16 protein-coding genes and 1 pseudogene are annotated in these 13,595 nt (G+C 74.9%); 8 read left to right on the forward strand and 9 right to left on the reverse strand.

Annotation, left to right across the window (positions count from 1 at the left end; genetic code table 11):
- The 3 genes and pseudogenes from CLV37_RS10980 to CLV37_RS10990 all read right to left on the reverse strand — a co-directional run.
- Positions 1-212 (reverse strand): annotated as a pseudogene (locus CLV37_RS10980) (superoxide dismutase); the annotation flags it as partial.
- Positions 213-245: 33 nt separating this feature from the next.
- On the reverse strand, positions 246-1,184 hold the full coding sequence (locus tag CLV37_RS10985; RefSeq protein ID WP_170127192.1) for a PDR/VanB family oxidoreductase: 939 nt from the start codon (positions 1,182-1,184) through the stop codon (positions 246-248).
- Entirely contained in the window at positions 1,177-1,947 is a 771-nt protein-coding gene (locus CLV37_RS10990; RefSeq protein WP_106210215.1) for an MOSC domain-containing protein, read from the reverse strand. Before CLV37_RS10990 ends, CLV37_RS10985 begins: the two co-directional genes overlap by 8 nt.
- A gap of 102 nt (positions 1,948-2,049) precedes the next feature.
- Here CLV37_RS10990 and CLV37_RS10995 point away from each other — a divergent pair, with 102 nt between their 5' ends.
- From CLV37_RS10995 to CLV37_RS11005, 3 genes are read left to right on the forward strand one after another with little or no spacing between them, the layout of a single operon-like run.
- Positions 2,050-2,568 (forward strand): DinB family protein, encoded by a 519-nt coding sequence (locus CLV37_RS10995; protein WP_106210217.1) that lies wholly within the window; start codon positions 2,050-2,052, stop codon positions 2,566-2,568.
- 39 nt (positions 2,569-2,607) lie between these two features.
- Positions 2,608-4,752, forward strand: coding sequence for a methyl-accepting chemotaxis protein (locus CLV37_RS11000; RefSeq protein ID WP_106210219.1), 2,145 nt, complete (start codon positions 2,608-2,610; stop codon positions 4,750-4,752).
- Between the two features lie 34 nt (positions 4,753-4,786).
- Positions 4,787-5,305, forward strand: a complete 519-nt coding sequence (locus CLV37_RS11005) for a hypothetical protein (RefSeq protein ID WP_106210221.1) — start codon at positions 4,787-4,789, stop codon at positions 5,303-5,305.
- Between the two features lie 42 nt (positions 5,306-5,347).
- On the opposite strand, the gene CLV37_RS11010 is transcribed toward CLV37_RS11005, so the two are convergent.
- Entirely contained in the window at positions 5,348-6,211 is an 864-nt protein-coding gene (locus tag CLV37_RS11010) for a YihY/virulence factor BrkB family protein (RefSeq protein ID WP_106210223.1), read from the reverse strand.
- Positions 6,208-7,209: a GlxA family transcriptional regulator gene (locus CLV37_RS11015; RefSeq protein ID WP_106210225.1), complete on the reverse strand. Its 1,002-nt coding sequence runs from the start codon at positions 7,207-7,209 to the stop codon at positions 6,208-6,210. The genes CLV37_RS11010 and CLV37_RS11015 overlap by 4 nt, the downstream gene beginning before the upstream one ends.
- Positions 7,210-7,309: 100 nt before the next feature.
- Between CLV37_RS11015 and CLV37_RS11020 the strand changes: the two genes are divergently transcribed.
- The 4 genes from CLV37_RS11020 (at position 7,310) to CLV37_RS11030 (ending at position 10,383) form a co-directional block, all read left to right on the forward strand.
- A complete protein-coding gene (locus tag CLV37_RS11020; protein WP_170127193.1) occupies positions 7,310-8,026 on the forward strand; it encodes a maleylpyruvate isomerase family mycothiol-dependent enzyme in 717 nt (238 codons plus the stop codon).
- Between the two features lie 87 nt (positions 8,027-8,113).
- Complete coding sequence (locus tag CLV37_RS27550) at positions 8,114-8,257, forward strand: hypothetical protein (RefSeq protein ID WP_170127194.1); 144 nt, start codon at positions 8,114-8,116, stop codon at positions 8,255-8,257.
- 72 nt (positions 8,258-8,329) lie between these two features.
- Positions 8,330-9,505, forward strand: coding sequence for an FIST signal transduction protein (locus CLV37_RS11025; protein WP_106210229.1), 1,176 nt, complete (start codon positions 8,330-8,332; stop codon positions 9,503-9,505).
- Positions 9,502-10,383 carry a GGDEF domain-containing protein gene (locus tag CLV37_RS11030; protein WP_106210231.1) on the forward strand — a complete coding sequence of 294 codons (882 nt, stop codon included), beginning with the start codon at positions 9,502-9,504 and terminating at the stop codon, positions 10,381-10,383. The genes CLV37_RS11025 and CLV37_RS11030 overlap by 4 nt, the downstream gene beginning before the upstream one ends.
- On the opposite strand, the gene CLV37_RS11035 is transcribed toward CLV37_RS11030, so the two are convergent.
- Positions 10,301-11,374, reverse strand: coding sequence for a PilT/PilU family type 4a pilus ATPase (locus tag CLV37_RS11035; RefSeq protein ID WP_170127227.1), 1,074 nt, complete (start codon positions 11,372-11,374; stop codon positions 10,301-10,303). The two genes, CLV37_RS11030 and CLV37_RS11035, sit on opposite strands and share 83 nt — an antisense overlap.
- A gap of 162 nt (positions 11,375-11,536) precedes the next feature.
- Here CLV37_RS11035 and CLV37_RS29205 point away from each other — a divergent pair, with 162 nt between their 5' ends.
- Positions 11,537-11,611, forward strand: a complete 75-nt coding sequence (locus tag CLV37_RS29205; protein ID WP_375791718.1) for a 50S ribosomal protein bL37 — start codon at positions 11,537-11,539, stop codon at positions 11,609-11,611.
- Positions 11,612-11,673: 62 nt separating this feature from the next.
- On the opposite strand, the gene rsrA is transcribed toward CLV37_RS29205, so the two are convergent.
- The 3 genes from rsrA to CLV37_RS11050 form a co-directional block, all read right to left on the reverse strand.
- Positions 11,674-11,943, reverse strand: coding sequence for a mycothiol system anti-sigma-R factor (gene rsrA, locus CLV37_RS11040; RefSeq protein WP_106210235.1), 270 nt, complete (start codon positions 11,941-11,943; stop codon positions 11,674-11,676).
- On the reverse strand, positions 11,940-12,572 hold the full coding sequence (locus CLV37_RS11045; RefSeq protein WP_106210237.1) for a sigma-70 family RNA polymerase sigma factor: 633 nt from the start codon (positions 12,570-12,572) through the stop codon (positions 11,940-11,942). Before CLV37_RS11045 ends, rsrA begins: the two co-directional genes overlap by 4 nt.
- Positions 12,573-12,779: 207 nt before the next feature.
- A complete protein-coding gene (locus CLV37_RS11050; RefSeq protein WP_106210239.1) occupies positions 12,780-13,592 on the reverse strand; it encodes an SOS response-associated peptidase in 813 nt (270 codons plus the stop codon).
- Between the last annotated feature and the right edge of the window lie 3 nt (positions 13,593-13,595).

The raw sequence follows: 13,595 nt of genomic DNA on the forward strand, positions 1-13,595 counted from the left end.
CCGCCGAGGTTGAAGGCCAGGTTCTTCTCGTGCAGGTTGACCGTGGCCAGGTCGTCCTTCGAGCGGGCCTCGGCCAGCTTCTCCAGGGCGGTGTTGACCCCGGCGACGTAGGTGGCGTGGTGCTTGTCGTGGTGCAGCTCCATGATCGCCCCGGAGATGTGGGGCTCGAGCGCGGAGTAGTCGTAGGGCAGGTCCGGGAGCGTGTAGGTCATGGCCCGACCCTCGATCCTCCAGCGCGCTGGAGGTCAAGCGGGTGTGACCGTGATCTCCTCGCCCACGGCCCGGGAGACGCAGGGCATGACGTACCCGGCGCGTTCGTCGGCGCTCAGGACGAGGTCGCGGTGGTCGGCCTCACCGGCCACCAGCCGCAACCGGCAGGTGCCGCAGGTGCCCGACTCGCAGGAGGCGTCGACGTCGATCCCGCGGCCCCGCAGGGCGTTCAGCAGGGTCTTGTCGGCCGGCACCTCGACGCGGGCCCCCGTCGGGGCCCAGACGGCGGTGAACGGGGCGCGCCGTCCCCCGAGGGCGTCGACGCCGGCGAAGTCCTCGACGTGCACGCGGCTGGGCCGCCAGTGCACCGTGAGGGCGAGGACCTCCTCGACGAGCGGCGTCGGGCCGCAGCAGTAGACCCGCGCGTCGTCGTCGGGGTGCTCCAGGAGGGGCCACAGGTCGAGGCGGCCGTGGGTGGCGCTGTGGTGCAGCAGCGTCCCGTCGCTCGAGAACTCGTCGAGGAACGCCGTCTCCCCCGGGTTCCTCGTCAGGTAGACCAGCTCCACCTGCACTCCCCCGCGGGCGCGCAGTTCCCCGACCATCGCCCGGATCGGGGTGATGCCGATGCCCCCGGCGATGAACAGGTACCGCTTCGCCGGCCGCAGCGCGAAGGTGTTGGTGGGCCAGGTGACCTCCAGGACGTCGCCCACCCGCACGTCGTCGTGCAGGCTCACCGAGCCGCCCCGCCCGCCGGCCTCCCGGCGCACGCAGACGACGTACTGCCCGGGGGTGCGCCCACCCGGCTCGACCAGGCTGTAGCTGCGACGCTGCCCGTTCGGGGTCGTGACGGTGACGTGCGCCCCGCCGCGGTAGGCGGGCAACGTCGCACCGTCCGGGTCGCGCAGGACGAACCGGGCGACGGCGGGGGTCAGGTCGGTCCTCTCGGCCACCCGCAGGTGCAGGAGCTCAGGCAACGCGCTGCCCCACCGCGAGTTCACCGGCGGTCAGGACCTGGACGTAGAACCCCATGACCTCGTGCCCGTACGTCCGCGAGAGCAGTTGCGGCACCGGCAGGTCGCGCCGGCCGGTGCCCGGTTCGACCTCCGTCGCGGCGCAGCGGGCGGTGGGCTTGGTCCCCCGCACGCGCACGCCGCCGAGGGAGAACTCCCGGCCCACCAGGTCGGTCTCGGCCCACGGCTCCAGCCCCTCGACGTGGACGTTCGCGCGGAACCGCAGCGGGTCCAGGCGGGTGCCGGTCCGCTCCTGCAGGTCGCGCACCGAGGCGAGGTTGACGACGGACACGTACTCCATCTCCTCGTCGGAGTTGTGGGCGGTGTCGGTGAAGCGGCGGCCGGGATCGCGGGCCACGACGGGTTCGACGCCGGGGGGCAGGTCCAGGACCCGGGCGTAGAAAGCCCGCAGCTGCGCCAGCCCCGCCTCGCTGCCGAGGTCCGCGGTGAGCACGCGGTGGCCGCGGACGTCGACGGTGAAATCCCCCGTCGCGGTGTCCAGGTGCGTGCTCAGGCCCGCGAGCCGTTCCTCGGCGACGAGGACGAAGTACTCGCGCTTGGAGATGCCGTGCCGCATCCCGGGCACGTACTTCCCGCCGGGGCGGGCCAGGGCGATCGTCCGGTCGTGGGGGACGCCACGACCGGGCGTCAGCGCGACGCGCTCGAGGGGTTGCGGCGTCATGCCCTTGACCGGGTAGACGAACAGGCCCTCCACGTAGGCGTCCACGCCGTGATCGTAGGGGTCCGGACCGCGGCGGTGCGCTCGGCGGCGGCGCGGCGGACACCACCGGGTGGCGACCGGCGCGGGGGTCCCCGTAGATTCCGGCGCATGACGCTCGTTCCGTACACCGCGGGAGAGAAGCCGAGCCTGGTGGCCAGCCTGCAGCGTCACCGCGAGGCGCTCCTGTGGAAGCTCGAGGGTCTCGACGACGAGCAGCTGCGCCGGCGGGTCGTCGGGTCGGAGATCACCCTGCTGGGCACCGTGAAGCACCTGGCCAGCGTCGAGTACGGCTGGTTCTGCTCCACCTTCGGCCGCCCCAGCGACGAGATCTCCTCCGCCGTCCTCGACGAGGACCCGCAGGCGGACTGGCGGATCCACCCCTGGGAGACGACCGAGGGGGTGCTCGCCTACTACGAGCGCGCCCGGGCCGCGGCCGACGCGGTGATCGGCGAGCTGAAGGTCACCGAACGCGGGACCGCGTGGCACGGGGCCACCGTCACCCTGCGCTGGGTGCTGATCCACATGATCGAGGAGACGGCCCGGCACGCCGGGCACGTGGACGTGCTGCGCGAGCTCGTCGACGGCCGCACGGGCGACCACCGGGAGACGCCGACCTCCGTGTCGTGAACAGCCGGCGAGCGCTTGAGTTCTAGCCCCCATGGGCCGATGTCTAGATCCGTGGCCCCTTCTCTGCGCCCCCGTTCGCTGCGCTCCCAGCTCCTGCTGCCGGGGGTGGGCGCGGTCGTCGTGACCGCCGGCCTGCTCAGCGCGCTGTCCGCGGTGCAGGTCCGGGGGCTGTCCCAGGACACCGCCGCCGACGTCCGCACGATGTCCGAGCAGTCCCTGCACGACGCCGGGACGCAGGTGCAGACGACGGTGGCGGCGCAGGCCGCCGCCGTGCAGAACTGGCTCGACTCCGACCTGCGCGTCACCGGTGACCGGCTGGGCCAGTTCGGCCCGGCCGCCGTCGACACCGGGCAGAGCGCGACGTGGACCGCCACCAACCAGGCCACCAAGGCCAAGAGCAGCGTGACGCTGCCGCGGCTGGAGTTCGGCGGCACCTGGCTCGGGCAGCAGGGCGACCCGTCGGTGCCGGTCCCCGCCATCGACGAGTCGGCCCGGCTGACCGGGGCGGCCGTCACCGTCTTCCAGAAGATGAACGACGCCGGCGACATGCTGCGGGTCGCGACGACGGTCGTCGGTGCGAACGGCTCGCGCGCCATCGGCACCTACATCCCCGCCACCGGCGCCGACGGCACCCCCAACGCCGTCGTGAAGTCGCTGCTGGCGGGCCAGACGTACCACGGCACCGCGACGGTCGTGGACAAGCCCTACGTCACGGTCTACGAACCGCTGAAGGTCGGCGACCAGGTCGTCGGGGCGGTCTTCGTCGGCCTGCCGCAGGCCGACGTCACCGACACCCTGCGCCAGGCCCTGGCGTCCTCCACGGTCGGCCGCAACGGCTACTACGCCGTCTTCTCCGACGCGGCCGCCACCAGCGGGACCGCCGTCGTCGCGCCGGAAGGGGCGAAGGACGGCGACGCGATGGCCGACGCCGTCGACGCCGACGGGCACCCCTACGTCCAGCAGCTGCTGGCGACCGCGAAGGGCCTGCAGCCCGGGGAGTTCACGACCACGCACGTCCGGCTGCCCGCGGGCGGCTACACCGTCGGCGTCTCACGCTACGGCGCCTACAACTGGGTCGTGACGAGCTGGCTGCCCGACGCCGACACGACGGCCGTGACGGACCGGGTCGCCGCCGGCGGGGCCAGCCTGGTCCGCAACACCGTCCTGCTCGGGGCCGGCGTCGCGCTGCTCATGGCCGCGGTGATCGCCCTGCTGGCCCGCTCGCTGGTGGCCCGCATCGGCCGGCTCACCGCCGTCCTGCGCCGCGTGGCCGCCCGGGACCTGTCGGCGCGCGTCCTGGCCGACGGCGAGCGCCACGGCGACGACGAGCTCGGCACGATGGGCCGGGCCCTGGACGAGGCCACCTCCGCGGTGCGCGACGCGCTCGTGGCCATGAACGCCGGCGCGGGCCGCGTCACCGAGGCCGCCCGCACCCTCGACGGGGCCAGCGACCGGCTGGCGGGGACGGCGACGTCGACCGCGGCGCAGATCGTGCAGGTCACCGGGGACGCGACGACCGTCTCGGCGGGGGTCCACGAGGTGTCCGCGGCCGTCGAGCAGCTGCGCGCGGCCGCCGACGAGGTGTCCGCCACGACCAGCAGCGTGACGCTCGTGGCCGCCGACGCCGTGCAGCTCGCGCAGACCGCGACCGGGACGGTGGAGCGGCTGGGGTCCAGCTCCCAGCAGATCGCCGACGTGCTGCGCACCATCACGGCGATCGCGGCGCAGACGAACCTGCTGGCCCTCAACGCCACCATCGAGGCCGCCCGCGCCGGGGAGGCCGGGGCCGGGTTCGCCGTCGTCGCCGAGGAGGTCAAGGAGCTGTCGCGGCAGACGGCGCTGGCCACCGAGGAGATCGCCCCGACGCTGACGGCCGTGCAGTCGGAGGCGTCCGCGGTGCGCGCCGACATCGCCCGCATCACCGAGACCATCGCGCACATCGACGAGCTGCAGACGACGATCGCGGCGGCCGTCGCCGAGCAGCTGGCCACCACGACGGCCGTCAGCGGCACCCTGCACGTCGCGGCCGACCGGTCCTCGGGGATCTCCAGCGCCCTGGAGCGGACGGTCGGGGCCGTGCACGGGACGACGGCGGAGGTCGGCGCGGTGCGCGGTTCCGTCGAGGACCTGTCGGCGGTGGCGCGCCAGCTCGACGACCAGGTGCGCCAGTTCACGCTGCGCTGACCCGCGACGGTGCCGGGGCTGGCACGCTGGTGCCGTGTCCAACACCGCCGACTCGACCGTCACGTTCTTCGCGCTGGACCCCGCGGTCCTGGCGGCGGTCCGGGAGCAGGTCCGCCCGCCCGTCCCGGCGTTCCCGGGGCACGTGCTGAGCCTGGAGGCCGCCGTCCCCACCGGCCTGGACGTGAACGCCTGGGACCACGAGCGGGCGTTCGCGGCCTGGGGCACCTCCCGGCCCGAGGTCGACACCGAACTGCTGGAGGAGCGGGCCGACCGCCTGGTGTACGGGCTGGGGACGCCGTGGTCGGGGCCGGAGACGGTGTGGAGGACGCTGAGCGCGCAGCACCCCGGCCTCGTGGTGCACAGCGTGTCCTCCGACGGTTCGGAGTTCCGCTCCTGCGGCTGGTACGTCGGGGGCCGGGCCGTCCGCTGGGAGGAGGACGACGTGCCGGGCCTGGAGGAGGCGCAGGCCAGGGGTGAGGACCTGGAGGTGACGTTCCCCGAGGACTGGGCGTTCTCGGAGGCCGTGGCCCGCGAGCTGCTGGCCGGCGGCTGACCTCTCGGCCCGGTCCGGCGCCCGCCGGTGCGCGGGCCCGCCTCAGACCGCGCTGACCGCGTCGTGCGGGGTGCGCGCGTCCCGGTGCCGCTGCAGTTCGAGGGTGACCGCGTAGCCGTAGACCGTCAGTGCGGTGAAGACCCACAGCCACAGGCACACCGCGACCGCTCCCCCGACCTGGGCGTACCCGCCGAAGGGGGCGCCGAGGTCGACGGGGATGGCCAGGAACAGCACGAAGCCCTGCAGGAAGCCCGACACGAACGCCCCGGTGGCGTACCCGCCCCACAGCGCCGCCCACCACCCCGGCCGGACGGGCCCGAGGACCTTGTAGACGTAGACGAGCACGGGCGACACGACGAGCCAGTCCACGTTGAGCGCGACGTAGACGGCCAGGGCCGAGCTGCCGAAGGAGCCGGAGCCGAACAACCGCACGAGGAAGGGCGCCACCTCCAGGACGGCCAGGAAACCCGCCGGGGCCAGCAGGAGCAGCGGCAGCGCCTTGGCCCGCACCTTCCAGGACCCGATCCGCCCCCGCACCGCCGGGGGCGCGGGCTCGGGGTGGCGGACGCTGACGCGGGCGAACCCCCGGCGCAGCCCCTCCCCGTAGACGGTGGCGGGCACGAGGGCGACGAGGACGGCGACCCAGCGGACGTCGACGGCGGTCGCGGCCAGGCCCCGCACCACCTCGCCCGCACCCTGCGCCTCGGGCAGCGCGCGGCCGACGGCGTCGGCGAGCTCGACGACCTGGCCGGGGCCGATGACGGCGGCCAGCAGCCGGACGACGACGACGAGCGAGGGCACGAGGGCGATGGCGGCGTAGAACGTGACGCCGGCGGAGACGAGGAACAGGTCGTGCCCGTGCAGGCGGGCGTGGACGTCGGCGAAGAGCTTGCGCAGGAACGTCATGCGGTGGGTGCGAGCCGGACGGGCTCGGGGTGCCGGGCCCCGCGGAAGGTCCGGCGGTAGGCCGTGGGGGTCGTGCCGACCAGCCGCAGGAAGTGCTGGCGCAGCATGGCCGGGGACCCGAACCCGCACCGCCGGGCGACCTCGTCGACGCTCTCGTCGCCGTCCTCCAGCAGCAGCCGGGCGGCCGCGACACGGCGTTCCAGGAGCCAGCGGTGGGGCGTGACCCCGGTCTCGGCGCGGAACCGGCGGGCGAAGGTGCGCGGCGACATGGTCGCGGCGCGGGCCCAGGCGGCGACGTCGATGTCGGTGTGCAGGTGCCCCGCGGCCCAGTCGAGGGCGGCGGCCAGGGACTCGTCGGCGCACGGGCGCACGGGGGCCTCGACGTACTGGGCCTGGCCGCCGTCGCGGTGCGGGGGGACGACCATGCGCCGGGCGATGGCCGTGGCGACGGCCGACCCGTGGTGGCGGCGGACCAGGTGCAGGGACAGGTCGATGCCCGCGGACGTCCCGGCGCTGGAGGCGAGCGGGCCGTCCTCGACGTACAGGACGTCGGGCACGACCTCGACGAGCGGGAACCGGCGGGCCAGCTCGGCGGCGTACAGGTAGTGGGTGGTCGCGCGGCGGCCGTCCAGCAGACCGGTGTGGGCGAGGGTGAAGGACCCGCTGCAGAAGCTGGCCACGGTCGCCCCGCGGTCCACGGCGGCGTGCAGGCGCTCAGTGAGCTGCGGGCGGGGCGGCCCGAAGCCCAGCTTCGTGGGCGTGACGATGACGAGGTCGGCGGTGTCGAGACGGTCGAGCCGGTCCTCGGTGCTCAGGGAGAACCCCTGCCGGGAGGCGACGGGGCCGGCCTGCTCGGTGCAGACGGCGAAGCGGAACGGCGGGACGCCGTCGTCGGTGCGGTCGATGCCGAAGACCTCGCAGGCCACGGAGAACTCGAACGCGGAGAACCCCTCGTCGACGACGACGGCGACGTCGTGGAGGTCTCCGCTGCGGCCCATGGGCCGAGTGTGCCAGGGCCTGACGTGGTTGGCAGGATGCGGTGCACCCGCGGCAGAGCTGCCACTCGCCGCCGGGGACGACGGCCGACAGGCTGCCGGGATGACGACCAGCCCTCCCCCGCCACCTGCGGACGCCCTGGACGCCCGGGCCGCGCTCGAGGCCCAGCAGCGCGCGTTCTGGACCCTGGCCCGCGAGACCGACCCGGACGCCCGCGTCCCGGGGTGCCCGGGCTGGCGGGTCCGCGACCTGCTGGCCCACCTGACCGGCGTGCACCGCTGGGCCGCGGCCGTGACGCGCCTGCCCGTCGGCGCAGCGCTCCCGGACGACGCCGACCCCGCCCCCGACCCCGCGCCGTGCGCGGCCTACGCGGTCGCCGCGCGCGAGCTGCTGGCGGCGCTCGACGAGGACCCGGCCCGGCCGTGCCCGACGTTCGCCGGTGCCGGGGTGGTCGCCGACTGGGCGCGGCGGCAGCTGCACGAGACCCTCGTGCACACGTGGGACCTGGCCGACGCCGCGGGGCTGCCGCGCGGGGGCGGGGCCGGGGTCGTCGCCGACGCGGTCGCGGAGGTCGTGGACTCGGTGCACCCGCGCCAGGTGCGGCTGGGCCGGGTGCCCGCCCCCGTGGTGGCCGTCGAGCTGCTGGGGTCGCGGCGCTGGGTCCTGGGCGCCGGCCCGGTCGTGGCGTCGGTGGCCGGGCCGGACGTCGACCTGGTGCGCCTGCTGTGGCGGCGCGCGACGCCGCAGGAGCCGACGCTGGTCGTGCGGGGCGACACCGGCCGAGCGCTGGACCTCCTCGGCAGCGCCCTCACCCCCTGAGGGCGCCCCGACATGCTGGCAGGATGTGGACGAACACCGGCAGAGCTGCCACTCGTCGCGCCGGGCCGGGCGGCGGAGGCTGACGCTGTGACCACCGACCTGCCCGCCCTGCTCGTCCTCCTCGTGCTCGTGGTGCTGGCCCTGACCGCACCCCGCTTCGGCGCCGACTCCCGCGCCTCGCGGGAGTGGTCCGAGGACGGCCCCCTCCCCCACCTCCCGCAGCGCCGGTAGGGGCACGAGCCGTCAAGTCCGTCCCCGGAGGCGTCGAGAACACCACGACGACCCGTCCGAGGAGGAACCGACGTGCGAGTGCACCACGCGCGCTGGGACCGCGCGCAGGGGTGGTCCACGCCGCTGCCGGTCGCGGACGGACCCCGCACGCTGGTCCTGGTGCTCGCCGGCCCGGCCGTGCCGGCCGCCGACGTGCCCGTCGACGACGTGCGGGCCGCCTACCCGACGTCCAGCGTCCTGGGCTGCTCCACCGCCGGTCTCGTCCTGGGTGAGGGGCTGCTGGACGAGGAGGTCCTCGTCGCCGTCCTCGTCTTCGAGCGCACGCGGCTGGTGCTCGAGCACACCCCGCTGACGGCGGCCACCTCCGAGGAGGCCGGGGCCCGGCTGGGCGAGCGCCTGCTGCGGCACGGCCGCCCGGACCCCTCGGCCGACGGCGGCGACCTGGCCGCCGTCCTCGTCCTGTCCCAGGGCCGCGACGTCGTCGGCAACGCGGTGGCCGCGGGGCTGTCCCGCGGCACCGGCGGCACCGTCCCCGTCTTCGGCGGCATGAGCGCCGGGTTGCCCGTGCCCGGCGGGGCGCTGCCCCAGTGCTGGGTGCTGGTCGAGGGCCGCCCGCAGACCGGGGCCCTGACCGCGGTGGGCCTGTACGGCGACCGGGTCGGGCTCGGCGTGGGCACCGGCAGCGGCTGGGCCGACCTGGGCCCGCAGCGGCGGGTGACCCGCTCGGAGGGCGCCACGCTCCACGAGCTGGACGGCCGGCCCGCGCTGGCCCTGTACGAGCGCTACCTCGGCGATGAGGCCCGCGGCCTGCCCGTGGCCGGTCTGCGGTTCCCGCTGGCCATCCGCCGGCCCGGCGAACCGGACACCCCCGTGGTGCGCTCGGTGCTGGGCGTCGACCACGCCGCCGACACCATCCTGCTCACCGGCGACGTGCCCCAGGGCTGCACCGCGCAGCTGCTGCACCAGGACTCCGAGGCGCTGGCCGACGCCGCCGAGGTCGCCGCTCGGGACGCCGTCGCCGCCGCCTCGGCCCCCGTCGGCCTGGCGCTGGTCGTCACGTGCCTGGGGCGGCGGCTGGCCCTGGGCTCGCGCACGGAGGACGAGCTGGAGTCGGTCGTGGCGGGGCTGCCCGCCGGGACCCCCGTCGTCGGGTTCTACACCTACGGCGAGCTCGCGCCGACGGCCGCGCGCTCGTGCGACCTGCACAACAAGACGCTCACCGTCGCCGTCCTCGGCGAGCGCGCGTGAGCGCCGACGCGGGCCCCGCCGTGCACCGGGTCCTGGCCCGGCAGCTGCGCCGGCTGGGGCTGGACGCCTCGAGCGCACCGGACCCGCAGCAGTGGCGCACGCTGATCACCGGCGTCTCCGACGTCTACACCGAGCACGACCGGTCCCGGTACGTGCTGGAACGGGCCATGCGCATCTCCTCCGAGGAGATGAGCGAGCTGCACGCCGAGCTGCGCTCGCGCGCCCTGCGCGACGACATGACCGGCCTGGCCAACCGGGCCGGGCTGCTCGACGGTCTCGACGACCTGCTGGGGCGCGCCGCCGTGCGCGGTGCCCGGGTGGCCGTGTGCTTCGTCGACCTCGACGGGTTCAAGGCCGTCAACGACCGCTACGGCCACGGCGCCGGGGACGAGCTGATCACCGCCGCCGCCGCGCGGCTGCGGGCGGGCTGCCGGTCGGCCGACCTCGTCGGGCGCCTGGGCGGGGACGAGTTCCTCACCGCCTCGACCTGCGCTCCCGCCGGACCCGGCGCGATCCCCGAGGCGCTGACCGTGGCCGAGCGCCTGACCGCGACGCTGGCCCGGCCGTTCCCGCTGAGCGCGGCGACCGTGACCGTCAGCGCCAGCCTCGGCCTGGTCCTGGGCCGTGCGGTGCGGCGCTCCGGTGAGGACTTCGTCCGGGCCGCCGACGACGCGATGTACGCGGCGAAGGCGGCAGGCAAAACCGGGTCCACCTCGTGGACCTGGACGCCTGAGCGGGCACCGGGACCGTCCCCGGCGGGTGCCCCCGGGAGGTCGCCCTCCGGGGGACCCGCGCTCAGGCCAGGATCCCCAGCCGGCGCAGCTCGACGGCGAGGTCGTGGGGGCTGCTCGCGGCGCCCTGCGCGTCCTCGAGGGTGACGATGCCGTCGCGGACCAGCGCCACGAGGTGCTGGTCGAACGTCTGCATCTGGTAGTACTGCCCCTCCTTGATGAGGTCGGTGATGAGGTTCGTCTTGTCGGGGTCGGCGATCGCGTCGGCGACGCGCCCGGTGTTGACGCAGATCTCCATCACGACGCACCGCCCCGCCCCGTCGGCGCGGGGCACCAGGCGCTGGCAGACGATGCCGCGCAGCGACCCGGCCAGGGCCAGGCGGACCTGCTTCTGCTCGTGCGGGGGGAAGAAGTCGATGATGCGCGAGATCGTCTCGGCCGCGTCGATGGTGTGCAGGGTCGACATGACGAAGTGCCCGGTCTCGGCGGCCGACAGGGCGGCCTTGACGGTCTCCTGGTCGCGCATCTCCCCGACGAGGATGACGTCGGGGTCCTGGCGCATGGCGGCCCGCAGCGCGGTGGTGAAGTCGGCGGTGTCGAGGCGGACCTCGCGCTGGCTGATCATGGAGCGGTTGTCGGTGTGCAGGACCTCGATGGGGTCCTCGATGGTCACGATGTGCGACTCGCGGACCGTGTTGATGTGGTCGATCATCCCCGCCAGGGTCGTCGTCTTGCCCGAGCCGGTGGGGCCGGTGACGAGCAGCAGCCCGCGGTGCTCGAGCGCGAGCTGCTCGATGACCGGCGGGACGCCGAGCCCGGCCAGCGGGACGGCCTGGGCCGCGACCCGGCGCAGGACGAGCCCCACGGAACCGCGCTGGCGGAAGGCGTTGACGCGGAAGCGGCCCGCCCCGGCGGGCAGGCTGTAGGCGAAGTCGGCCTCGTGGGTGCGGGCGAACTCCTCCACGAGGTCGTCGCGCAGGATCTCCTCGAGCATCCGCTCGGTGACCTCGGCGGTGAGCGCGGGCGCCTGCAGCGAGCGCAGCCGGCCGTCGATCCGGATGCGCGGGGGCGAGCCGGCCTTGCAGTGCAGGTCCGAGCCCCGCAGGTCGACCAGCGCACGCAGGTAGGGGGTGATCAGCGGTTCGGCCGGCACGGCCCGGTGCCCGGCGCCGGCGTGTCCCTCGGTCCCCTGCGTGATCGTCACCCGTGCGGCATCGGACGCCCGGGGCGCGACCTTGAGCACCCCTCACCCCGTGGGACGATGGTCGACGGAGATTCACCCACCACCGAGGAGGACACCATGAGCAAGCGAGGCCGCAAGCGCCGCTCGCGCAAGGGCAACGGCGCCAACCACGGCAAGCGCCCCAACGCCTGAGCGAGCGCTCACGACGAAGGCCCCGGATCCTCGACGGATCCGGGGCCTCGTTCGTGCCGGGCTCAGCGGGCGGTGCCGACGCCGACCTCGGTGATGGACACGAGGATGCGCGCCCGCAGGGTCTGCGGGGCCTCCTCGCACGGGCAGCCGTCGCGGATGACCCGCTTCAGCTTCTCGTCCTCGGCCAGCTGCTCCAGGCAGCTGGCGCACTCCTCCAGGTGCGCGCGCAACTGCTCGCAGTCCAGGTCGGGCATCTCCCCGTCCAGGTACTCGAACGCACGGTCCAGGACCTCGTGGCAGTGCTTGGCCCCGTGGGCACCGGTCCCGCTCACGACGCACTCTCCTTCTGGGTCGCACCCGAGACGCCGCGGTCGACGGCGTAGTCGCGCAGGAGCTCGCGCAGCTGACGACGACCACGGTGCAGCCGGGACATCACGGTCCCGATCGGCGTGCCCATGATCTCGGCGATCTCCTTGTAGGCGAACCCCTCGACGTCGGCCAGGTAGACCGCCAGCCGGAAGTCCTCCGGGACCTGCTGCAGCGCCCGCTTCACGTCGGAGTCGGGCATGTGGTCCAGCGCCTCGGTCTCGGCCGAACGCAGACCGGTGGAGGAGTGCGCCTCGGCCCGCGCCAGCTGCCAGTCCTCGATCTCGTCGGAGTGCGACTGCTGGGGTTCGCGCTGCTTCTTGCGGTACGTGTTGATGTACGTGTTCGTCAGGATCCGGTACAGCCACGCCTTGAGGTTGGTCCCCGGGGTGAACTGGTGGAACGCGGCGTACGCCTTCGCGAACGCGTCCTGGACGAGGTCCTCGGCGTCGGCGGGGTTGCGGGTCATGCGCAGGGCGGCGGAGTACAGCTGGTCCAGGAACGGCAGCGCGTCGCGCTCGAAGCGCGCGGCCCGCTGGTCCGCGGTCTCCTCGGCCGACGTCGCGTCGGCGACCTGCTCGGTCTTCTCGGTCATCGCGCCCGAGCCTAGGCCCTGGGTGGGGGCGGCGCTCACGCGCGGACCCCGTCCGTCCCGCCGACCGGGTGGGCCGGCCGTCCCCCGGCGGTGCGGGGAACGCGGCTCGACCCGGCGCGCGGGCTCGCGAACGGGCTCACGTACTGGTTCGAGGAGTGGAGCGGACGGCATGCCCGGGACAACGCAGCACCCGGCGCGACCATTCCGTCACGCGCCCAGCAGCTCCCCCGTGCGCAGGTCGACGACCCCCTCGAGGTCGGCCGGGGGCACGGGGTCCAGCAGGTCGGCGCCGTGGTTGCGCACGTTGCCGACGGCACGGGAGACGGGGTGGGCCTCCAGCGCGCCGCCGGCGAAGAGGTCGCGCGGCACGGCCTGCAGCAGGGACGACACGTCGTCGGCGTCGTCGAGGGAGGGATCCAGCCAGGGGTCGCGCAGGTCGCGCGGGACCACCAGGGGCATCCGCTCGTGCAGCCGGTCCAGGCCCGGCTCGGCGGCCGTCGTCACGACCGCGAAGGACACCAGCCAGCGCGAGGGGTCCTCGGGGGCCTTGGACTCGTCCTTCCAGAACTCGTAGACGCCGGCCAGCGACAGGACGGACCCGTCGGCGGCGGCGACGGCGAACGGCTGCTTGCGGGGCTTGCCGCCCTCGGTGGCGCTGGGGCTGGTCTGCCACTCGTACCAGGCGTCGACGGGCACCAGGCACCGGCGGGCGAGCGCGGCCTTGGCGAAGGCGGGCTTGGACAGCAGGGACTCCACGCGGGCGTTGACCATCCGCGCCGCCCCCGAGGCGTCCTTGGACCAGCTGGGGACCAGACCCCAGCGCAGCGCGCGCAGGGAGCGCGTGGGCGGGGCGTCGGGCTCGTCCTTGCGGAAGCGCTCCAGGACCACCGGCGGGGTCGTCGTGGGCGCGACGTTGGTGGAGCGCGTGACGGCGTCGTCGGCACCGATGGTGTTGTCGTCGACCTCGAACTCCTCCACGAGGTCGTCGAGCTCCCGACGCAGGGCGTAGCGACCGCACATGGG

The organism is Kineococcus rhizosphaerae (genome assembly GCF_003002055.1).
Lineage (GTDB): Bacteria > Actinomycetota > Actinomycetes > Actinomycetales > Kineococcaceae > Kineococcus > Kineococcus rhizosphaerae.

Bases quoted from the DNA above. Each gene is read 5' to 3' on its own strand.
- CLV37_RS11010 (WP_106210223.1), bottom strand. From the start codon at position 6,211: ATGACGTTCCTGCGCAAGCTCTTCGCCGACGTCCACGCCCGCCTGCAC.
- CLV37_RS10995 (WP_106210217.1), top strand. From the start codon at position 2,050: ATGACGCTCGTTCCGTACACCGCGGGAGAGAAGCCGAGCCTGGTGGCC.
- CLV37_RS11000 (WP_106210219.1), top strand. From the start codon at position 2,608: ATGTCTAGATCCGTGGCCCCTTCTCTGCGCCCCCGTTCGCTGCGCTCC.
- CLV37_RS11020 (WP_170127193.1), top strand. From the start codon at position 7,310: ATGACGACCAGCCCTCCCCCGCCACCTGCGGACGCCCTGGACGCCCGG.
- CLV37_RS11050 (WP_106210239.1), bottom strand. From the start codon at position 13,592: ATGTGCGGTCGCTACGCCCTGCGTCGGGAGCTCGACGACCTCGTGGAG.
- CLV37_RS11015 (WP_106210225.1), bottom strand. From the start codon at position 7,209: ATGGGCCGCAGCGGAGACCTCCACGACGTCGCCGTCGTCGTCGACGAG.
- CLV37_RS11045 (WP_106210237.1), bottom strand. From the start codon at position 12,572: ATGACCGAGAAGACCGAGCAGGTCGCCGACGCGACGTCGGCCGAGGAG.